This is a genomic window from Streptomyces sp. NPDC002793, from assembly GCF_040295485.1.
Classification (GTDB): Bacteria; Actinomycetota; Actinomycetes; order Streptomycetales; family Streptomycetaceae; genus Streptomyces.
On record NZ_JBEOVL010000010.1, the window covers coordinates 124,376 to 145,105 of the forward strand.

Consider the following 20,730-nt stretch of genomic DNA (forward strand, 5'->3'; position numbering starts at 1 on the left):
ACCGAAATCATTCGACGGGGGCGGGTGGCTCGGGGTCGACGCTGATCAACTCGTCGGCGGGGCCGTTCACCGGCTGAGGGGTTCCGGTGAGGTCCAGGACGAACAGGGGGATGGCGAGGTCGTCGGCGCGTGAGCGTGCCTCGTCCGTGTAGCCGGCCAGGGAGAACAGCACGCTGGACACCGAGGTGTTCAGGCCGTTCAGCCACAGGCATTCGACGTCGCGCAGGGCGGTCGGCCGCGTCGTCGCGTCGACCTGGGCGATGATGCCGGCGGCCCTCAGGTCGATCCGGGAGCCGGTCCGCACCTCGGGCTGGACGACCTCGCTGAAGCCCAGCCACTTCAGGTACAGCGCCGCGGTGTCCACGGCGTCGCGGGCCGTGCGTATGACCAGTGGTCGGAACAGGGGGCGCGCAGGCGTGGCCTTGCGTGTCGCCGGTATGTGGGGCGGCCCGGGTGGTCCGGCCGTGGCGGGCGGCGGCATGGGGGCGCGCCTGGCCACCGGGCGCACGGGTATGCGCAGCACCGTGCCGCAGGGGCAGCAGAGTTCGGGGTGCGGCCACTGGTCGCGGCGCCCGCAGGAGTGGCACCGCACGCTGACCCAGTCGTCGTTCCACGTGCGGTGCGTGATGACCGCGGCCGGCGCGCCACGCATCAGTGGCGGCGCTGTCGGGGAGCCGCACGGGCAGGGATATACCGGCGTGATGTACGCGTGATCCCGGCGGCAGGCCGGGCAGCGCACCGGTACGGACTCCACGTGCTGCCCCTTCCTTCCGCCCGGCGGCGGCGACTGCGTTCCGTACCTCCATCGTCCACCAGGAGCGACGTTCAGGGGACGGAATCGCGTACTTCGGCCCTCCGGTTCCCCGCCGCTTCCTCCGCCCTCCCTTGACGGCTGTCCGGGGCCGTCCTAAGTTGATTCCGTATAGCAGAACAAACTTTCCGTAGTGCGGAATTGGTGCTCTCAGGTGGCGCGACAGAGCCCGACTCCACCAGGTCCGAGCAGGAGCACTCATGCCTCGTATGACCGCTGCCCGAGCGGCAGTTGAGATCCTCAAGCGCGAAGGTGTCAGCAACGCGTTCGGTGTGCCGGGTGCGGCGATCAACCCCTTCTACGCGGCCCTCAAGGCCTCCGGCGGGGTGCAGCACACCCTCGCCCGCCACGTCGAGGGCGCCTCCCACATGGCGGAGGGGTACACCCGCGCCGCGGCCGGCAACATCGGCGTCTGCATCGGTACGTCCGGACCCGCCGGAACGGACATGATCACCGGCCTCTACTCGGCCGTCGCCGACTCGATCCCGATCCTCTGCATCACCGGCCAGGCGCCGACGGCCGTCCTGCACAAGGAGGACTTCCAGGCCGTCGACATCGCGTCGATCGCCGCACCGGTGACCAAGGCCGCGACCACCGTCCTGGAGGCCGCGCAGGTCCCGGGCGTCTTCCAGCAGGCCTTCCACCTCATGCGCACCGGCCGGCCCGGACCGGTCCTCATCGACCTGCCGATCGATGTGCAGCTCACCGAGATCGAGTTCGACCCCGAACTGTACGAACCGCTGCCCGTTCACAAGCCCGCCGCGAGCCGCAGGCAGATCGAGCGGGCGCTCCAGATGCTCAACGCCTCGGAGCGGCCGCTGCTCGTCGCGGGCGGCGGCATCATCAACGCGGACGCGTCGGAACTCCTGGTCGAGTTCGCGGAACTGACCGGTGTCCCGGTCGTCCCCACCCTGATGGGCTGGGGCATCATCCCCGACGACCACGAGCTGAACGCGGGCATGGTCGGCCTGCAGACCTCGCACCGCTACGGCAACGCGAACTTCCTGGAGTCCGACTTCGTCCTCGGTATCGGCAACCGCTGGGCCAATCGTCACACCGGCAAGCTGGACGTCTACACCGAGGGCCGCACCTTCGTCCACGTCGACATCGAGCCCACCCAGCTGGGCAGGATCTTCGCCCCGGACCTCGGCATCGCCTCCGACGCGAAGGCGGCACTCCAGCTGTTCGTCGAGGTGGCACGTGAACTGAAGGCCGCCGGCGAGCTGAAGGACCGCTCCCGGTGGGCGGCGTCCACGCAGGAGCGCCGCGCGACCCTGCAGCGCCGCACGCACTTCGATGACGTCCCGTTGAAGCCGCAGCGCGTCTACGAGGAGATGAACCGGGCGTTCGGCCCCGAGACGCGGTACGTCACCACCATCGGCCTCTCCCAGATCGCGGGCGCGCAGATGCTGCACGTGTACCGGCCGCGCCACTGGATCAACTGCGGCCAGGCCGGGCCCCTGGGCTGGACGATCCCCGCCGCGCTGGGCGTCGCCACGGCCGATCCCGACGGCTCCGTGGTCGCGCTCTCCGGCGACTACGACTTCCAGTTCATGCTGGAGGAGCTGGCCGTCGGCGCGCAGCACCGTATCCCGTACGTCCACGTGCTGGTGAACAACTCCTACCTGGGGCTCATCCGGCAGGCGCAGCGCAACTTCGACATCGACTTCCAGGTCAACCTGGAGTTCGAGAACCTCAACTCCCCGGAGCTGGGCGTCTACGGCGTGGACCACGTCAAGGTCGTCGAGGGCCTGGGCTGCAAGGCGATCCGGGTCACCGAGCCGGACCGACTGCTGCCGGCCTTCGAGGAGGCGAAGAAGCTCGCCGCCGAACACCGGGTCCCGGTCGTCGTCGAGGCGATCCTGGAGCGGGTCACGAACATCTCGATGAGCGGGTCCGACATCGCGTCGGTCAACGAGTTCGAGGACCTGGCGACCGAGCCGGGCCACGCGCCGACCTCGATCCGGACGCTGACGGTGTCCTGACGCCGTTCCTCCCCGGCCGCGCGACGCCGGCCCCCGGGGCCTCGACAGGTTCCGGGGGTCGGCGTCCGTCACGTGGCCCGGAGCGCCCACGACATCGATCCACGTATTCCTGGATTCAGAGAAGCGTGTACTGTCGTGGGGTGCTTACAGTCGCCCACGACATCGAGGTGCTGGCCCGCTTCGGCCGCGCGCTCGCCGACCCGATCCGCTGCCGCGTCCTGCTCGCCCTCCGTGATGCCCCCGCCTATCCGGCAGACCTCGCCGACGCCCTCGGCGTCTCGCGGACCCGGTTGTCGAACCACCTCGCGTGTCTGCGCGACTGCGGCCTGGTCGTCACCGTCCCCGACGGCCGTCGCACCCGTTACGAGCTCGCCGACGCCCGCCTCGGTCACGCCCTGGACGACCTGCGCGCCGCCGTGGTCGCCGTGGAGACCGACCGGACCTGCGCGGATGCCGACGAGAAGGGGTGTTGCTGACCATGACCGCCGACGCAGTCATATCCCTCGGACCCGGCCCGGCACGGCGCGAGGCCCTGGCCCGGCGTATACGGCTCCTGGTCGCCGCCACGATCGCCTACAACGTCGTCGAGGCGATCGTCGCCATCACGGCGGGGACGATCGCCTCCTCCACGGCCCTGATCGGCTTCGGTATGGACTCGGTGATCGAGGTGTCCTCCGCCGCCGCGGTGGCCTGGCAGTTCTCCGCCCGTGAGCACGCCGTCCGCGAGGCCCGGGAGAGGACCACCCTGCGGATCATCGCCGTCTCCTTCTTCGCGCTCGCCGCGTACGTCGGTGTCGACGCGGTCCGCGCGCTGGTCGGCACCGGTGAGGCCGAGCCGTCCGTACCGGGCATCGTGATCGCCGCGCTGTCCCTGGCCGTGATGCCGTTCCTGTCCTCCGCCCAGCGGCAGGCCGGCCGTGAACTCGGCTCCGCCAGCGCGGTCGCCGACTCCAAGCAGACCCTGCTGTGCACCTATCTGTCCGCCGTACTCCTGGTCGGCCTGGTGCTGAACGCCACGCTCGGCTGGTCCTGGGCCGACCCGATCGCCGCCCTGGTCATCGCGGCCATCGCCGTGAAGGAAGGCCGCGACGCCTGGCGAGGCGAGGGCTGCTGCGCGGTCCCCGCCGCCGCGACGGTGCCTTCGGCCGGTGCCGCGGCCGACGTCTGTGGCTGCGCCTGACCGCACCCTGCTCGCGCCCTTCCGCCCTGCGCCGACGGATACAGGTCCCGCTCCGCCGGGGCATGAGGGGCCCCGGTGGTCCGGTGTGCCTCATGTGCCGCTCGGGCCCCCGGTGGTAAGAGGTGCCCCGTCCGGCACGGCCGGATCGCGCCCTGTCCGGCCCGCAGGCCTGACCGGATCATCGAGCCATGGGGGACATCGACGACTCCGACCACGTCACCGAGACCTTTCACGCACTCCTGGAGGGCGCCACGGCGCCACGGCCGCCCTCGCCGCCCGACTGCCCGTTCTGCGACCTCCCGCAGGACCGGTACGCCACGGCCTACCCGGGGTACTGGATCCTGCTCGAACCGCGCATCCTGATCCCTGCCCACACCGTGCCTCCACGGCGCCGGTGGGTGATCACGTCGACCGGGACCGCGATGAACCTCTGGGACGCGGAGCCGCTACCGGGCACCAGGTGCCGCATCCCGCACCGCATCGCCTGCCCCTGCCTGGTGCCGGAGGACCTCTGGCCGTGGGTCTCCGCTCTCCGTGTGCACAACGATCGCCGGTCGCAACGTCTGTTCGATCTGCCTGACGAGGGTTTCCCGTAAGCGAGGCGGGATACTCGGTTAAAAACATTACCCAGTTGCTTTATTGTTGAGGGATGCCACGCTCCGAGTCCGTACTCAGTGACGCCCTGATCAGGGAACGTGCCCACCACGACGCATGCCGAGCGGCCTTGCGGGCCATGATCGACGGTGCGCAAGAACAGGTGGTTGTCGGCGCGGACGCCTCCGCTTGTACGTGGCGCTCACCCGAGCGGTCTCGCGCCTCCACGTCGTGCACTCCCTGCCTCTGCCGCCCGGACTCCGGCCCGTGGAGTCGCGGCGAGACCGAACGGCTGGGGGCTGAGGTGGCCCGCGGTGAGGACGTGGAACCCGGCCATGCGGCGGACGCGCTGCGAGGCAGGAAAGGGATGCGGTGTACGCCCCACGCGCACACCGCACCCCGGTGATCCGTCTTCACGGCGACCGCGACGGCGGGCTGCGGGCGGTGGGCGGACCGGTTCCTTCAGGTCTGGAGCCGGGCCGCCCGGCCCTCGCCACCGCACTGGCGTCGTCCGCCGCCGCGGTCCCGTCCTGCCGTGCCGCGCGGCACCCCTCATCCGGGTGCGCGGCACGGGCAGGGCCCTGGGCTGGAGGCTCAGTCCTCGCGCAGGGCGCGGACGGCCTCCTCCACGCGCTTGCCGTAGTCGGCGTCGGCGGCGTGGAAGTGGGCGAGGTTCTTCTCGATCACGTCGTCGCGGGTGACCTGCGAGAGGCCTCCGGCGATGTTGGCGATCAGGCGGTCCTTCTCGTCCGCGGACATCAGCCGGTAGAGCTCGCCCGCCTGGAAGAAGTCGTCGTCCTTCGTGTGGGCGGGCGCCTCGTGCGTGCCCGTCCAGCCCTGAACGGGCAGGGGCGCGGCGAGCGCCTGGCCGGTCTGGGCCGGTCCGGCGTACGAGTTGGGCTCGTAGTTCCTGTCCTGGCGCGAGCCGTAGCGCGTCGCGTGGAGTCCGTCGCGCCCGTAGTTGTCGACGGTGGCCGCCTTCGGCGCGTTGACCGGGAGCTGGGTGTGGTTGATGCCCAGGCGGTAGCGCTGCGCGTCGGCGTAAGCGAACAGCCGGCCCTGGAGCATCTTGTCCGGGGACGGGCCGATGCCGGGCACGAAGTTGTTCGGCGAGAACGCGGCCTGCTCCACCTCGGCGAAGACGTTGTCCGGGTTGCGGTCCAGCACCAGCCGGCCGACGCGTCGCAGGGGGTAGTCGGCGTGCGGCCACACCTTCGTCACGTCGAACGGGTTGAAGCGGTAGTCCGCCGCCTCGGCGGCCGGCATGACCTGCACGTGCAGCGTCCAGGACGGGTTGACTCCGCGTTCGATGGCCTGGAGCAGGTCCGTCTGGTGCGAGTTGGCGTCCTTGCCGACCTGTTCGGCGGCCTGCTCGGCGGAGAGCGAGCGCACGCCCTGGTTGGTCCTGAAGTGGTACTTGACGAAGAAGGCCTCGCCGTCGGCGTTCGTCCACTGGTACGTGTGCGAGCCGAAGCCGTTCATGTGACGGTACGAGGCGGGGATGCCGCGGTCGCCCATCAGCCAGGTGATCTGGTGCGTCGCCTCGGGGGAGTTCGCCCAGAAGTCCCAGACGTTGTCCGGCTCCTGGCGGCCCGTGAAGGGATCCCGCTTCTGTGAGTGGATGAAGTCGGGGAACTTCACCGGGTCCTTGATGAAGAACACCGGGGTGTTGTTGCCGACCAGGTCGTAGTTGCCCTCGTCCGTGTAGAACTTGAGCGCGAAGCCACGGGGGTCGCGGACGGCGTCCGCGCCGCCCAGCGAGTCGGCGACCGTCGAGAAGCGGATGAACGTCTCGGTGCGGCGGCCCACTTCGGAGAGGAAGTCGGCGCGGGTGAAGCCGGTGACGTCGTCGGTCACCTCGAAGTAGCCGTACGCACCGGAGCCGCGGGCGTGGACCACGCGCTCCGGGATGCGCTCACGGTTGAACCTGGCGAGCTTCTCCAACAGGTGCTGGTCCTGGAGGAGGATGGGCCCGCCGGCGCCGGCCGTGGCGGAGTTCTGGTTGTCGGCGACCGGGGCGCCTGACTCGGTCGTGAGCACACGCTGGGACATGGGGGCCTTCCGTACGGGGCTGCTGGCGGCCTCAGGAGCGTAGATTCGCCGGGAACAGCGCGTCAACAGTTTGTTGAAATTGGAGGGTGAGGTTCCGGATCGCGGCGGCGCCTGGGCGCGACAGGACAGGTGTCAGCGCCACCGCGACCCGGAGTTCAGGGGGCCCTGGGAAGGGTCGGGGTGTCAGACCTGGGAGCCGGAGAGCCGCTCGACCGAGCGCAGCAGCGCGGAGTGGTCCAGGCCGCCGTCGCCCTGTGCGCGCAGGGAGGCCACGAGTTGCGCCACGACGCCGCCGACCGGCAGGGCGGCGCCGACGTTGCGGGCGGCGTCCGTGACGATGCCCATGTCCTTGTGGTGCAGGTCGATCCGGAAGCCCGGTGCGAAGTCCCGCTTGATGAAGTTGTCCTTCTTGCGGGTCAGGACCGTCGAGCCGGCGAGCCCGCCGTTCAGCACGTCGAGCGCGGCGGCCAGGTCGACCCCGGACTTCTCCAGGAAGACGACGGCCTCGGCGCAGGCCTGGATGTTGACGGCGACGATCAGCTGGTTCGCGGCCTTCACCGTCTGTCCGGAGCCGTGCGGACCGCAGAGCACGATCGTCCTGCCGAGCGCGTCGAGCAGCGGCTTCGCGGCGTCGAAGTCGGCCTGCTCGCCGCCGACCATGATCGACAGGACGGCCTCGATCGCGCCGGCCTCGCCGCCGGAGACGGGGGCGTCCAGTACGCGGATGCCCTTGTCCTCCGCGTTCTTCGCGAGGTCCACCGAGGTCTGCGGAGTGATCGAGGACATGTCGATCAGCAGGGCGCCCCGCCTGGCGTTCTCCAGGATGCCGTCGGGGCCGTACGCGATGGCCTCGACCTGCGGGGACGCGGGCACCATGGTGATGACCACGTCGGCGTCGCGCACCGCGTCCGCGATCGAGGCGGCCCCCTTGCCGCCCGCCGCGACGAGCCGGTCGACCTTGGCCTGCTCCAGGGTGTAACCGGTCACCTGGTAACCGGCCTTGACCAGGTTCTCGGACATGGGGGAGCCCATGATGCCGAGCCCGATCCAGGCGACCTTGGGGAGGGTGCTGCTCATGAGGGTGCCTTCCGATAGGCGTGTGTGCGGGAGGGATGGCCCTGGGTTGTGTTTCGGAAGTGGCGCCGTCCGCCCGAAGGGCCGGCCTGGCGACGCCTGGCACGCCGGGACTTCCGAAACACGCCCTAGCGGGTCGGCCGGTGTTCGGCGGGGAGCCAGGCGAACGCCTCGGCGCTCGGCCGGTCGCCCGGCTTGTACTCCAGGCCGATCCAGCCGTCGTAACCGGCCTCGGTCAACTCGTCGAGGAGCCGCTCCAGGGGGAGCGAGCCGGTGCCGGGCGCGCCGCGGCCCGGGTTGTCGGCGATCTGGACGTGACCGGTCTTCGCGGCGTACGCCTTGATCACCTGGCTGAGGTCCTCGCCGTTCATCGACAGGTGGTAGAGGTCCAGCAGGAACGCGGCGTTGCCCAGCCCCGTCGCCTCGTTGACCCGGTCGACGACCTCGATGCCCGCCGGTGCGCTGACCAGCGGATAGAGCGGCGACTCCGTGGCGTTGAGGGTCTCGATCAGGAGGGTCGCCCCGATCCGGTGGGCCGCGCGGGCGGCCAGGACCAGGTTCTCCAGGGCGAGATCGTCCTGGACGGCCGGGTCCACGCCCTCGACGCGGTTGCCGTACAGCGCGTTGAGGGCCTTGCAGCCGACCGAGGCCGCGAAGTCCGCCGCCACCTCGATGTTGGCGCGGAAGCGGTCCGATTCCCGGCCGGGCAGCGAGAGTGCCCCGCGGTCGGGGCCGGGGAGCTCGCCGGCGTAGAAGTTCAGCCCCACCAGGTGAGTGCCCGCGTCGTCGAGCGCCTTCTTCAGGGCGCCGAGCTCGGCCTGCGCGGGGGTGGGGGTCTCGATCCAGGGCCACCAGAGCTCGACCGCCGTGAAGCCTGCGGCGGCCGCTGCCGCCGGGCGCTCCAGCAGCGGGAGTTCCGTGAAGAGGATCGAGAGGTTCACTTCGAAGCGCTGGTCCGAGTAGCCCATCGTGCGCTCCTTCCGTATCGCGGAAGTTTGTTTCTGCTTAACGGAAGATTGCCTGGAGGGTGGTGAGGCTGTCAAGAGGCGATCCGCATTCCGGGCAGACGTGAGCGGGGTGGAGGCCGCCTCGCCTCCACCCCGCTCACGCTCACATTCGCCTGGTCAGACGGCCGGCACCGTGTCCTCGAACGTGGTGCCCGCACTGCGGTATCCGCTCACCAGCGCCGACACCTGCGCGGGCGAGAGGACCCGGTCCTTCACGTGCAGCACGTAGTCCACCTGCTGGTCGTACGAACGGGGGGTGGTACTGCTCTGACCGGCCAGATCGATCAGCCACTGGTTGAAGTTGATCGACATCGGCCGCTCGGGGAGGTAGGCCGCCCCGTGCGTGCCGAAGTGCTGACCGTCGACGTAGTACGTGATCGCGCTGTTGTCGATCGTCACGACCAGGTCGTGCCATCCGGCGTAGCTCCGACGCACCTCGCTGTGCTGGTTGACGGCCTCCCACGGATCGGGCCTGAAGGTCTCCCACGAGGTGGTATAGAGGATGTTGGCCGGCTCGCCCCAGCCGCCGTTGGGCAGGTACTCGAAGTCGTACTCGGCGTAGTCGTCCGCCATCGGCGCCTTCAGGTCGTTGATGGTGAAGAAGGCCTGTACGAGGTGGTCCCCGTCGGGTCCCGACCTCGGTGCGTCGTTGAACTTCACCCGGGCCGCGTAGGTGCCGTTGCGGAACTTCGTGGACCGCGTGAGGATCTCCGTCTGCTCCGTCGACGCGCCCGTGCCCGCCGTCGACGTCTCCAGGTTCATCACCGAATTACCGCTCTGGCTGCTGAAGGTCACGTTCTCGGGGGCCCAGACGGCGCCCGGCACGCCGGGTCCGCCGGAGTTCGAGCGGACGCTCCAGCCGTTCGCCGAGATCCTCGGGTCCGTGTGCCCGCTGTAGTTGAAGTCGTCGAACAGCGCGGGCCCGTCGGCCGCCGCGGCACCGGCGGTCGAGGGCAGGGCGGCGAGGGCCGTGCAGCCCAGGGCCAGGGTGACGGCGGCGGCTGCCGCCGCGCGGATACGGCTCCTGCGGAATGTCCTCATGACGGTGTTCCTCTCCGGAACGGTGGGGGATGTGTGACGGCTTCCCCCGCGACGGCGAACGGGATCCCGACGCCCTCGCGGGGGAAGCCGTCACCGTGGGGGTCGCGCTGTACCTGTGGACGCGGTCGCCAGGGACCGCGTGGTGAGCGGCCGGTAACGGACGCCGAGGGCGTCAAGCCGGGCGGTGTGGTCGTGCAGCCGCTCGACGAAACCGGCCCAGTCGCTGCGCCCGCCGGACCAGGCACGGTCCGCCAGGGCGCAGAGTCGGGGGTAGGTGAGGTACTCGATCCGGTCCGGTGTCGTCACGTACTCGGTCCACAGCTGGGCCTGTGTCCCCAGTACGCGGGAGGCGTCCTCCGGCTCCCAGTCCGGTGACACCGGCTCGTTCGAGTGGACCGCGTGCAGGGGTACGGGCTCGCCCGGCTGCGCCGCGGGCTCGTCCGGATCCGTGGACTGGGCGTAGTCCAGGTACGTCGCGCGGTGGTGCGCGGTCACCACCTGGTGCCCGCGCCGCGCCGCGGTGAGGGCGTGCGCCGGGTCCCGCCACGTCATCACCGTGAAGTCGGCAGGCAGTTCGGCTCCGCTCTCGGCCCAGCCCACGGGCCGTCGGCCGTGCTCCACGAGGAACGAGCCGATCCGGCCCATGAACCAGCCGTGCAGCTCGCCGGAGCCGGAGAGCCCCGCGGCCGCCGCACGGTCCCGGGCCGCCGGGCTGTTCTCCCATTCGCCGGTGGGGCACTCCTCGCCGCCGATGTGGACGTACGGGGACGGGAAGACGTCCATGACCTCCTCCAGCACCGTCCGGCAGAAGTCGAAGACCTCCTCGTGGACTCCCAGCACGTTGTCGCAGACACCCCACCTCGTCCAGACGTCGAGGTGCCGCTCCGGGTGGTTCCCGAGCGCGGGGTAGGCCGCGAGGGCCGCGCGCGCGTGACCGGGCATCTCGATCTCCGGCACGACGGTCACGCCCCGCTCCCGCGCGTGGCGGACCAGGTCACGCAGCTCGGCCCTGGTGTACGCCCCCGCGTGCGGGACGCCGTCGGACAGCGACTGGGCCCGGTGCCCGCCCACCGAGGTCAGCCGGGGGAAGGCTTCGACCGGCATGCGCCAGCCCTGGTCGTCGGTGAGGTGCAGATGGAGGACGTTCAGCTTGTGCAGCGCCATCAGGTCCACGTAACGGCGCAGGTAGGAGACGGGCTGGAAGTGGCGGGCGACATCGAGCATCGCGCCGCGCCAGGGGTACTGCGGTACGTCGCTGATCTCGACGCACGGCAGCTCCCAGGGGATGTCCCGCGCACCACCCGACAGGGCCTCGGGAGGCAGCAGTTGCCGGATCGTCTGGACACCCCGGAGCAGACCGTCGGGCCGTGCGGCACGCAGCAGCAGGGCCTGCGGCCCCACGGTGAGGCCGTACCCCTCGTCGCCCAGCCCGCCCAGCTGCGGGTCGAGTGCCAGGACGAGACGGCCCTCGGCGGAGGGCGGCAGGGACAGCCCGGTCGTCGGGCCGATGAGGGTGCGCAGCAGGTCCGCCGCCGCTTCCGCACCCGGGAGGGCACGTACGGAGGTGCCCTGGTCCAGGACGAGGCGGCCAGGACGCGGGGAGACCTTGCGGGGCCGGGGGACGAGGGAGAGCTCGGGACGTGGAGCGGGCACGGGGGGCCTCCGGGGCAGGGGATGTCGGACGGTTCGCGCGTACGTCGACCGGCTCAGCCCTTGACGGCGCCGGCCGCGAAGCCGGAGGTCACATGGCGCTGGAGCAGCAGGAAGATGACGAGGGCGGGCAGTGCGAAGAGCGTCGAGGCGGCCATCGTCGCGCCCCAGTCGGTGCCGAAGGTGTTCTGGAAGGACGAGAGCCAGACGGGCAGGGTGCGGTTGTCCTGCTGCTTGATGATCAGGAAGTTGGCGTAGGCGAACTCGTTCCAGGCGGTGATGAAACCGAAGAGCGAGGTCGCCATCAGGCCGGGGGCGAGCAGCGGGAGCGCCACCCTCGTGAACGCCCCCGTGCGGGTGCAGCCGTCGACCTGAGCGGCCTCCTCGAGTTCCGGCGGGATCGTCGCCAGGAAGCCCCTCAGCACCACGATCGTGAACGGCAGCGTGATCATGAAGTAGACGAGGGTCAGGGTGGGCAGCCGGTCCAGCATGTCCGTGTCGCGCGAGATGATGTAGACCGGGATGATCAGCGATTCCCAGGGCGCCATCTGGGCGACGAAGACCAGCAGCATGAACTGCCGCCGGCCCTTCCACCGCAGGCGTGCCACGGCGAACGAGGCCCCGAGCGCCACGGCCAGCGAGAGCAGCACGGCGCCCAGCGTGACCAGGACGCTGTTGCGCCAGAACAGTTCGAAGCCGTCCGCCTGAACGGCCCGGCGGAAGTGGTCCAGCGTCCAGGTGTAGGGGAAGAGCCGGGGCTCGGTGGACCGGATGTCCCGGGACGGCTTGAACGCGGTCGAGATCATCCAGTACACGGGGAACAGGCAGACCACGACGGTCACGACGGCGGCGGCGTTCAGCGGGATCCGCCGGACGCGGGGGCGCGGCAAGGTCATCGTAGGTCGTCCTCCTGACGGAACATCTGGCGGAAGTAGAGGACCAGCACCCCGGACATCAGGACCACGGTGATCATCGACGCGGCGGAGCCCAGGTCGTAGCGCTGGCCGGAGAGCGCCGTCTGGACCGCGTACACGGGCAGGATGGTGGTGGCGTCGCCGGGGCCGCCGCGGGTCATCACCCAGATCTGGACGAACGCCTTGAAGGTCCAGATCACCTCCAGGGAGAGGACCAGCATGAAGATCGGCCGCAGGATCGGGAAGGTGAGCGAGCGGAAGACCCGGGAGGCGGACGCGCCGTCCAGGCGTGCCGACTCGTGCAGCTCGGCGGGGACGGTCGTCAGCGCGGAGTAGAGGGTGACCGCCGCGAACGGCACGGACTGCCAGACGATCAGCAGGACCAGGATCGTGAACGACGCCGTACCGTTCGCGAACCACGGATAGCGGTCGAAGGACCCGAATCCGAGCGACGTCAGCAACTGGTTGACGATGCCGAACTCGGAGTGGAACAGCCATTGGAAGACCGTCGTCGCCGCGACCACCGGCACGGCCCAGGCGAGCACCAGCGAGCTGAGCACGACCGTACGGCCGACCCGGCGCAGCCGCTCCGTCATCAGCGCGACCAGCGTCGAGACGGTCATGATCAGTACGACGTTCACGGCCATGAAGACGAAGGTGCGGCCGGTCACCTCCCAGAAGCGTGGGTCGGACAGCAGGGTCCGGTAGTTGCGCAGTCCCACGAACTCGGCGTCCCCGCTGATCAGCTGGCGGAGCCGGAAGTCCTGGAGGGAGATCACCACGGCCCGCACCAGCGGGTACACCAGCAGGTAGAGCATCCCGCCGATCGCGGGTGCGATCAGGGCGTACGGCCAGAGGTTGCGCGGGGGCCGCCCCGGTGGTGACTCCGGGGGACGGTGGAAGCGTGGAGCGGGCCGATCACGTACCGCCGGCACGGCGGGCCTCCTCTCGTCTCGGTGGTGGGAAACGGAAGGTGGCGGATCAGGAGCCGGCGTTCATGGCCCGGGTGATGTCCGCGGAGGCCTCGGCCGCCTCCTCGGCGGTGTCCCCGCCGGTGAGGACGGCGGTCATGTAGTCCTTGACCGGGTTCTCCGCCTCCACCGTCGCCCAGCCCGGGGTGTTCGGCGTCGCGTGCCCGTTCGCCGCGCCGACGGCCATGGCGGAGGCACCCGGGTCGCCGGCCACGGCCGAGGCGAGCGTGGTCCGGTTGGGCACGTAGCTCATGGCCACCGCGAGCTTCTTCTGCCAGGCTTCGCCCGTCAGCTCCTTCACGAAGGTCACCGCCGCGTCCGGGTGACGGGACGCGGCGGGCACGACCAGATCGGATCCGCCGGTGAACACCGCGCCCGGGGTGCCGGCCGTCTTCCCCGGTATCGGGAAGAAGCCGAGCTTCCCCTCGAGCCCCGGTTCGTTCTCGACGACCACGTCGGCCCCGCCCGGGGTGGAGATGATCTGGGCCACCCGGCCCTGCGCCATCACCTCTGCCTGCGGCGGATCGTCCTCGTCGGAGTCCTTCGGTCCCTTGCCGAGCGCCTGCAGCCGGGCGTAGAAGGCCATGCCCCGCTGTGCTTCGGGGGTGTCGAGCGCACCCCTCCACGTGCCGCCGGACTCGGCGGCGAGGTCTCCGCCCTCGTCCCAGATGAATCCGGCGAGCGCGTACCAGAGCTGACCCGGCAGGTAGATGCCCTGCGTGCCGCCCTTGTTCAGCTCGGTGGTGGCGTCGATCCACTGCTCGCGGGTGGTGATCCCGGCGGCGTCGACACCGGCCTTCTCGAAGAGGTCCTTGCGGTAGATCACGACCCGGTTGGCCGCGTAGTACGGAATCCCGTACTGCTTACCGTCGTACGAACCCGGCTCGGCCAGTCCCTCCAGCCAGTCGTCGCCGTTCAGCTCGTCCTTCCTGTCGCTGAGGTCCAGCAGCCCGCCGCTCTCGGCGAACTGCGCCACCTGCGTGTTGCCCGCCTCGATCACGTCCGGGGCGTCGTTGCTCGCCAGCGCGGCGGTGATCTTCTGGCCGATGCCGTCCCACTCCTGGATCTGGACCTTGACGTCGATGTCGGGGTGAGCGGCCTCGAATCCCTCGGTGAACTCCTTCTGGAACGCGGCCGAGACGCTGTCGCGCATCAGCCACACATCGACCGTCGTCACGCCCCCGGCCCCGCCGGCGCCGTCCCCACCGGAACCGCAGGCACTGAGGGCGGCGGCCGTCACGAGCGTGGACACACCGGCAAGCAAGCGGTACTTCACGGTTCACCTCAACGGGAAGAGACCTGACCACCTGACCAGTGAAGCCCACTGGACAGCTCACCTCTTGATGGTGGACGAAGGTGGCATAGACCAATGTGGTCGTCAACCCCCCATGTATGAAGGGTCTTTGGGGAATCCGATGGCGATCGACCCGGTGATCCTGTCGACCGGGGTGGCTAGAATCCCTTGACCAGTGGTCTTGCGCTGCTCGACTGGTCAGGGGAGCGGAACGCGCGGAGGGGGACGCATGAAATCCGACGTACCGGGGACGGTGCTGAAACGGGAACGCGTGCGCGACGCGGTCCTCGAGCTGATCGAGAGCAGGAACCCCGGGGACTCCATCCCGTCCGAGCGGGCCCTCTGTGCCCGGCTCGGCGTGTCCCGGCCCACCCTGCGCGCCGCCGTGGACGAGCTGGTGGCCGCGGGACTGCTCGTACGTGAGCACGGACGGGGGATGTTCGTCGCACCGGAGAAGATCACCCAGGAGCTCGTCTCGGCCGAGCTCGCCCTGAGCGTGCCGCAGGCCGCCGGGGCGTGGTCGAGCAGGCTGCTGGAGTTCACCACCCTCCAGGCCGGCGCCCGGGTGGGCCGCAAGCTGCGGATGTCGCCCGCCGACGAGATCGTGTACGTCGCACGGCTGCGCCTGGTCGACGGTGCCCCGATGGCGATCGAGCACCTGCACATCAGGGCGGCGCTCGTCCCCGGGCTGTCGGCGCAGGAGCTGGAGAGCGGTGATCTCTACGAGCACCTGCGGGACACCCACGGGGTACATGTCCGCGAGGCGGTCCAGGCCATCGAGCCCACCGTCGTCACCCGGGCCGAGGCCCGGCTCCTGGAGGTCCCCGAGCTCTCGCCCGCCCTGCTCTTCGAGCGGCTGACCTCGGACACCGCCGGGCTGCCCGTCGAGTACGTCCACTCGCTCTACCGGGGCGACCGCTACCGGATCGTCTCCAGGCTGGCGCTCGGCCCGGCCGCCGCCACGGCCGGACTGGTCAGGGACGGGCACCACCCGGGGATCCCGCCCGGGGACTTCGCGCACGGCGACCCGATCGCCTCCTCGACCCGGGGAGACATCCAGGCCGGACCGTGAAACGGGCTTCGGAGCCGAGGCACCGCCTCCCGGGGCCCGCCCGGCCCCGGGAGGCGGTGCCTTAGGGTCGGGACGAGCCGTGCGAGCCGACCGACGCGGCGGGACATGAGGGAGGCACCGTGCGCTTGAGGGTGGAATTCACCACCGAGCCCTTCGATCTCGACGAGGCACCCGCTCACGCGGTGGTGGCCCGCGAGGTCATCCAGACCGCCGACCTGGACGCGGTGGACGTGGGCCCCTTCGGGAACACGGCCGAAGGGGGCGCCGACCAGGTCCTCACCGCGGTGGACTCCCTGCTGCGCAAGGCCCTGGCCTCGGGCGCCACCCGCGTCTCCCTGCAGGTCAACGTGGTCGGGGAGGGCACTCCGTGACCGGACCGGCCGACCATCCGCTGGTCACCGCGGTGAAACCGCTCGTCGATGCGATGGGGGCCGAGTTCCTCGACCCCGAGCAGGCCACCACCGAGGACGTGGTGCTCGCGTGGGAGGGGGCGGACGTCGTGGCGGTGCGGCTCCCTCAGCTCTCCGAATCGCTCGACCACATCCTGACCGCGATGGAGCGGCGGCACGGGATGCCACTGTCCGAGCTGGACCGGAAGGCCAAGCAGGGCGTCGTGCGCACCCTTGAGGCACGCGGTGCCTTCTCCGTGCGGCACGGAGTGGAGACCGTGGCCGGGGCCCTCGGGGTCAGCCGGTTCACCGTCTACAACTACCTGAACCGGGACAACACGGCCAAGGGTGAGTAGCCGCTCCCATTGCGGTCCAATGCCGTCGCCCGGGAATCCGGGTGGCGGCATTCTCCGTTCATGGAATTTCAACAAACTGTTGACGTGGTGTTGTGGAGGGCGTTAGCTATCCGCAGCCCGACAACGCACAGCGAAAAAGCCACGGAGGCTCCCGTGACTACGAGTTCCACGCCGGGCCTCGCCCGGTTCAACACCCTGGCGGCCGGCGAAGCCGCCGCCGCGCTGCACGAGGTGTGTGCCAGTGCGGAGTGGGGAAGGACCGTCCTCGCGCACCGGCCGTACTCCACCACGGAAGCCCTGTTCACCGCGAGCGACGCCGCCATGGCCCAGCTCACCGCGGAGGACCTGGCCGAGGCGATGGCCGGCCATCCGCCGATCGGCCGCCCGAAGCTTGGCGACCCGGCCTCCGCCCGCGAACAGCGGGGGATGGCCGGCGCGTCCGAGGAACTCAGGACCGAGATGCTCGAACTCAACCTGGCCTACCAGGAGCGGTTCGGACACGTCTTCCTGATCTGTGCCACCGGAGCCACCGGTGAACAGATGCGCGACGCGGTGAAGTCTCGGATCGGCAACCCGCCCGAGCAGGAGCGCGAGATCGTGCGCACCGAACTGGGCAAGATCAACCGCATCCGGCTGACCCACCTCGTGCAGGACCTCCCAGAACAAGGAGCGTGACGGTCTTGAGCACCGACACCACCGCATCGGTGTCCACCCACATCCTGGACACCAGCATCGGCCGCCCCGCCGAAGCCGTCACCGTCTCGCTCGCCGCACGCAGCGGCTCCGGCACGGAGTACGTGACACTCGGCGGATCCGCGACCGACGCGGACGGGCGCTGCAAAGACCTGCCGGCCCTGCCGGAAGGAACCACCCACGTACGGCTCGTCTTCGACACCGAGTCGTACTTCACCGCGAAGAAGCAAGCCGAGGCGCAGCAGGACGCCCCCCGCGTAAGGGACAGCGGCGCGTTCTTCCCGGAGGTGGCGATCGCGTTCGCCGTCACCCCGGGCGAGCACTATCACGTACCGCTGCTGCTCAACCCGTTCGGCTACTCCGTTTACCGAGGGAGCTAGCAGACAACATGCCCACGATTCTCGGCCAGAACCAGTACGGCAAAGCAGAGAACCGCGTCGTCAGGATCACGCGGGACGGCGACACCCACCACATCAAGGACCTCAACGTCTCGGTCGCCCTCTCCGGCGACATGGACGACGTCCACTACTCCGGCTCCAACGCCAACGTCCTGCCGACCGACACCACCAAGAACACGGTGTTCGCCTTCGCTAAGGAACACGGCATCGAGTCCGCCGAACAGTTCGGCATCCACCTCGCCCGGCACTTCGTGAGCTCGCAGGAGCCGATCAAGGTGGCCCGGATCAGGATCGAGGAGTACGCCTGGGAGCGCATCGCGACCTCCGACGGCAACTCGAAGTTCATCGGCGCCGACGAGGTCAAGCACTCCTTCGTCCGCAAGGGCCAGGAGACGCGCACCTCCCAGATCACGTACGACGGTGAGAAGTGGGAGGTCGTCTCCGGTCTCAAGGACCTCACCGTCATGAACTCCACCAACTCCGAGTTCTGGGGCTACGTCAAGGACAGGTACACGACGCTGAAGGAGGCGTACGACCGCATCCTGGCGACCGACGTCTCCGCCCGGTGGAGGTACAACTGGACCGACGACGAACAGCGCATGCCGAACTGGGAGAAGTCCTACGAGCAGACGCGCAAGCACATGCTCCAGGCCTTCGCCGAGACGTACTCCCTATCGCTCCAGCAGACCCTTTACCAGATGGGTTCGCGCATCATCAACAACCGGAGCGAGATCGACGAGATCCGCTTCTCCCTGCCCAACAACCACCATTTCCTTGTGGACTTGGAGCCCTTCGGCCTCAAGAACGACAACGAGGTGTACTTCGCCGCCGACCGCCCGTACGGCCTCATCGAGGCCACGGTGCTGCGGGACGGCGTCGAGCCGAAGATCCCGGTCGACATGACCAACCTCTGACGCGGTGCTGAACCGGTCCCCGCCCCGCCGTGGGCGGGGCCGGTCGTCCCGGAGGGAACATTCCATGGCACAGCCTGCAACGGGGCCGGCGAAAGGCCCATGTACCGCCCCACCGACCGCTGCCGACACGGCAGTTCACCCGGTGGACGAAAAGCTCCCGCCCTCGCGGCTCGTACCCGCCGCACTCCAGCACATCGCCGCGATGTACGCGGGCGTCGTCACCCCTCCGCTCATCATCGGGCAGGCCGTCGGACTCGACGCGGCCGGCATGACCCGACTGATCGTCGGCGTCGTGTCGTTGACGAGGGTGCGCAGCCGCTACGTCGTCGCCGCGGCCGGCGGAGCGCTGCTTGTCCTGGGCGCCTTCCCCGTGCTCGGCGCGGTCGTCTCACTCGTCCCGATGCCCGTGCTCGGCGGTGCCGGCATCGTCCTGTTCGGCTCGATCGCGGTGAGCGGCATCCGGACCCTGGCCGTAGCGGGCCTCGACGACAGCTCCAGCATCATCCTCGTGGCGGTGGCCCTCGGCGCGGGCATCATCCCGCTCGCGGCCCCCGGCTTCTACACGGGATTCCCCTCCTGGGCGCAGACGGTGCTCGGATCCGGGATCAGTGCGGGAGCGCTCGTCGCGGTCCTGCTCAATCTGTTCTTCCACCATCTCGGCACCCACAGCCGTAACGCTGTGGCACTCAAATCCTCCTAGGGTCCTGCCGTGCCCACATCGCCAGACGCAGAAGAGGGAAGCACCATGGCAGCTTCGGCAGACCCGCAACGCATCGTCATCGAGAACTGTTCGATCGCCACGGTCGACGCCCACGACACCGAGTACGCCTCCGGGCACGTCGTCGTGGCGGGCAACCGCATCGAGTCCGTCGGCGCCGGCAAGGCACCGGAGAACCTCGAAGGCGTCGTACGCCGCGTCGACGGCACCGGCCATCTCGCCACACCCGGCCTCGTCAACACCCACCACCACTTCTACCAGTGGATCACCCGGGGCCTGGCGACCGACCACAACCTCTTCGACTGGCTGGTCGCGCTGTACCCGACCTGGGCGCGCCTCGACGAGCCGATGGTCCGCGCCGCCGCCCAGGGATCACTGGCGATGATGGTCCGAGGAGGGGTCACCACCGCCATGGACCACCACTACGTCCACCCGCGCGGTTCCGGCGACCTGTCCGGCGCGATCATCGGCGCCGCCCGGGACATGGGCGTACGCCTCACCCTCGCCCGCGGTTCCATGGACCGCAGCGAGAAGGACGGCGGGCTGCCGCCGGACTTCGCCGTGGAGACCCTCGACGGGGCGCTCGCCGCCACCGAGGCGACCATCGACGAGCACCACGACACCTCCTTCGACGCGATGACACGGATCGCGGTCGCCCCCTGCTCGCCCTTCTCCGTCTCCACGGAACTCATGCGTCAGGGAGCCGAGTTGGCTCGTCGTCGCGGTGTCAGGCTGCACACCCACGGATCGGAGACCGTCGAGGAGGAACAGTTCTGCAAGGAGCTGTTCGGGATGGGCCCGACCGACTACTTCGAGTCCACCGGCTGGCTCGGCGACGACGTGTGGATGGCGCACTGCGTCCACATGAACGACTCCGACATCGCCGCCTTCGCCCGCACCGGCACCGGCGTCGCCCACTGCCCCTCCTCCAACGCCCGCCTCGCCGCAGGCATCGCCCGCGTCCCCGACATGCTCGCGGCCGGTGTCCCGGTCGGGCTCGGAGTCGACGGCACCGCCTCCAACGAGGCCGGCGAACTCCGCACCGAACTGCGCAACGCCCTCCTCGTCAACCGTCTCGGCGCCCACCGCGAGAAGGCCCTGAACGCGCGCCAGGCGCTGCGACTGGGCACATACGGCGGCGCGCAGGCCCTCGGCCGTTCCGCCGAGATCGGCTCCCTGGAACCGGGCAAGCTCGCGGACCTCGTGCTGTGGAAGCTGGACACCCTCGCCCACGCCTCGATCGCCGATCCGGTGACCGCTCTGGTCCTCGGTGCCGCGGCCCCCGTCACCCTCTCCCTCGTCAACGGCAGAACCGTCGTCGAGGACAGCCGCCTCGTCACCGTGGACGAGGACGCCATCGCCCGCGCGACCCGCGACGAGGCCAGGCGCCTGGCGCAGATCGCCGCCGGAGCCTGACGGTTCCGCCCCCCGACAGGCCGGCCGAGGGGGACGGCCCTCGGCCGGCCGCCGTGGACCCCCACGGGCTCACGGCAGCCTGTGCGGGTGCGCGTACCTTCCGCACGCGCACCCGTACAGGTGAGCACCAAGCTGCCCGCACCAGCTGTACGACCTGCACCAACGCACCACTCAGCACCACCTCCCTGACACCCACGTCGC

Annotated in this window: 19 protein-coding genes and 2 pseudogenes; 12 read left to right on the plus strand and 9 right to left on the minus strand. The window is 70.0% G+C overall.

Going from position 1 to position 20,730, the window contains the following annotated elements; translation table 11 throughout:
• Nucleotides 1-7: 7 nt before the first annotated feature.
• Entirely contained in the window at nucleotides 8-754 is a 747-nt protein-coding gene (locus ABT001_RS12385) for a hypothetical protein (RefSeq protein WP_351275831.1), read from the minus strand.
• Between the two features lie 257 nt (nucleotides 755-1,011).
• Here ABT001_RS12385 and gcl point away from each other — a divergent pair, with 257 nt between their 5' ends.
• The 4 genes from gcl (at nucleotide 1,012) to ABT001_RS12405 (ending at nucleotide 4,572) form a co-directional block, all read left to right on the plus strand.
• Nucleotides 1,012-2,796, plus strand: coding sequence for a glyoxylate carboligase (gene gcl / locus ABT001_RS12390; RefSeq protein ID WP_351275833.1), 1,785 nt, complete (start codon nucleotides 1,012-1,014; stop codon nucleotides 2,794-2,796).
• Nucleotides 2,797-2,936: 140 nt separating this feature from the next.
• On the plus strand, nucleotides 2,937-3,272 hold the full coding sequence (locus ABT001_RS12395) for an ArsR/SmtB family transcription factor (RefSeq protein WP_351275835.1): 336 nt from the start codon (nucleotides 2,937-2,939) through the stop codon (nucleotides 3,270-3,272).
• Nucleotides 3,273-3,274: 2 nt separating this feature from the next.
• On the plus strand, nucleotides 3,275-3,976 hold the full coding sequence (locus ABT001_RS12400) for a cation efflux transmembrane domain-containing protein (protein ID WP_351275837.1): 702 nt from the start codon (nucleotides 3,275-3,277) through the stop codon (nucleotides 3,974-3,976).
• A gap of 188 nt (nucleotides 3,977-4,164) precedes the next feature.
• Nucleotides 4,165-4,572, plus strand: a complete 408-nt coding sequence (locus ABT001_RS12405; protein ID WP_351275839.1) for a DUF6083 domain-containing protein — start codon at nucleotides 4,165-4,167, stop codon at nucleotides 4,570-4,572.
• 592 nt (nucleotides 4,573-5,164) lie between these two features.
• Here ABT001_RS12405 and ABT001_RS12410 read toward each other — a convergent pair.
• From ABT001_RS12410 to ABT001_RS12445, 8 genes and pseudogenes are all read right to left on the minus strand, one after another.
• On the minus strand, nucleotides 5,165-6,622 hold the full coding sequence (locus ABT001_RS12410) for a catalase (protein WP_351275841.1): 1,458 nt from the start codon (nucleotides 6,620-6,622) through the stop codon (nucleotides 5,165-5,167).
• A 183-nt stretch (nucleotides 6,623-6,805) separates the two neighbouring features.
• A complete protein-coding gene (locus ABT001_RS12415; protein ID WP_351275843.1) occupies nucleotides 6,806-7,699 on the minus strand; it encodes a 2-hydroxy-3-oxopropionate reductase in 894 nt (297 codons plus the stop codon).
• A 125-nt stretch (nucleotides 7,700-7,824) separates the two neighbouring features.
• Nucleotides 7,825-8,664 (minus strand): TIM barrel protein, encoded by an 840-nt coding sequence (locus tag ABT001_RS12420; protein WP_351275845.1) that lies wholly within the window; start codon nucleotides 8,662-8,664, stop codon nucleotides 7,825-7,827.
• A 156-nt stretch (nucleotides 8,665-8,820) separates the two neighbouring features.
• Nucleotides 8,821-9,630 (minus strand): annotated as a pseudogene (locus tag ABT001_RS12425) (glycoside hydrolase family 16 protein); the annotation flags it as partial.
• A gap of 204 nt (nucleotides 9,631-9,834) precedes the next feature.
• Nucleotides 9,835-11,397, minus strand: coding sequence for a beta-N-acetylhexosaminidase (locus ABT001_RS12430; protein ID WP_351275847.1), 1,563 nt, complete (start codon nucleotides 11,395-11,397; stop codon nucleotides 9,835-9,837).
• A gap of 53 nt (nucleotides 11,398-11,450) precedes the next feature.
• Nucleotides 11,451-12,290, minus strand: coding sequence for a carbohydrate ABC transporter permease (locus ABT001_RS12435; protein ID WP_351275849.1), 840 nt, complete (start codon nucleotides 12,288-12,290; stop codon nucleotides 11,451-11,453).
• Nucleotides 12,287-13,243 carry a carbohydrate ABC transporter permease gene (locus ABT001_RS12440; protein WP_502967459.1) on the minus strand — a complete coding sequence of 319 codons (957 nt, stop codon included), beginning with the start codon at nucleotides 13,241-13,243 and terminating at the stop codon, nucleotides 12,287-12,289. The genes ABT001_RS12435 and ABT001_RS12440 overlap by 4 nt, the downstream gene beginning before the upstream one ends.
• 46 nt (nucleotides 13,244-13,289) lie before the next feature.
• Nucleotides 13,290-14,555, minus strand: a complete 1,266-nt coding sequence (locus tag ABT001_RS12445; protein ID WP_351275851.1) for an extracellular solute-binding protein — start codon at nucleotides 14,553-14,555, stop codon at nucleotides 13,290-13,292.
• A 247-nt stretch (nucleotides 14,556-14,802) separates the two neighbouring features.
• Here ABT001_RS12445 and ABT001_RS12450 point away from each other — a divergent pair, with 247 nt between their 5' ends.
• The 8 genes and pseudogenes from ABT001_RS12450 (at nucleotide 14,803) to ABT001_RS12485 (ending at nucleotide 20,529) form a co-directional block, all read left to right on the plus strand.
• Entirely contained in the window at nucleotides 14,803-15,645 is an 843-nt protein-coding gene (locus ABT001_RS12450; RefSeq protein ID WP_351275852.1) for a GntR family transcriptional regulator, read from the plus strand.
• A gap of 119 nt (nucleotides 15,646-15,764) precedes the next feature.
• Nucleotides 15,765-16,016: a YkoF family thiamine-binding protein gene (locus tag ABT001_RS12455; protein WP_351275854.1), complete on the plus strand. Its 252-nt coding sequence runs from the start codon at nucleotides 15,765-15,767 to the stop codon at nucleotides 16,014-16,016.
• A complete protein-coding gene (locus ABT001_RS12460) occupies nucleotides 16,013-16,390 on the plus strand; it encodes a helix-turn-helix domain-containing protein (RefSeq protein ID WP_351275856.1) in 378 nt (125 codons plus the stop codon). Before ABT001_RS12455 ends, ABT001_RS12460 begins: the two co-directional genes overlap by 4 nt.
• Before the next feature lie 153 nt (nucleotides 16,391-16,543).
• Nucleotides 16,544-17,065: a 2-oxo-4-hydroxy-4-carboxy-5-ureidoimidazoline decarboxylase gene (gene uraD, locus ABT001_RS12465; protein WP_351275858.1), complete on the plus strand. Its 522-nt coding sequence runs from the start codon at nucleotides 16,544-16,546 to the stop codon at nucleotides 17,063-17,065.
• A gap of 5 nt (nucleotides 17,066-17,070) precedes the next feature.
• On the plus strand, nucleotides 17,071-17,463 hold the full coding sequence (gene uraH, locus ABT001_RS12470; protein ID WP_351275860.1) for a hydroxyisourate hydrolase: 393 nt from the start codon (nucleotides 17,071-17,073) through the stop codon (nucleotides 17,461-17,463).
• 8 nt (nucleotides 17,464-17,471) lie between these two features.
• The gene (gene pucL, locus ABT001_RS12475; protein ID WP_351275862.1) at nucleotides 17,472-18,395 is read left to right on the plus strand and encodes a factor-independent urate hydroxylase; all 924 of its coding nucleotides are present in this window, start codon (nucleotides 17,472-17,474) and stop codon (nucleotides 18,393-18,395) included.
• A 283-nt stretch (nucleotides 18,396-18,678) separates the two neighbouring features.
• A pseudogene (locus tag ABT001_RS12480) lies at nucleotides 18,679-19,095 on the plus strand (solute carrier family 23 protein); the annotation flags it as partial.
• Between the two features lie 45 nt (nucleotides 19,096-19,140).
• The gene (locus ABT001_RS12485) at nucleotides 19,141-20,529 is read left to right on the plus strand and encodes an 8-oxoguanine deaminase (protein ID WP_351275866.1); all 1,389 of its coding nucleotides are present in this window, start codon (nucleotides 19,141-19,143) and stop codon (nucleotides 20,527-20,529) included.
• Nucleotides 20,530-20,730 lie beyond the last annotated feature (201 nt).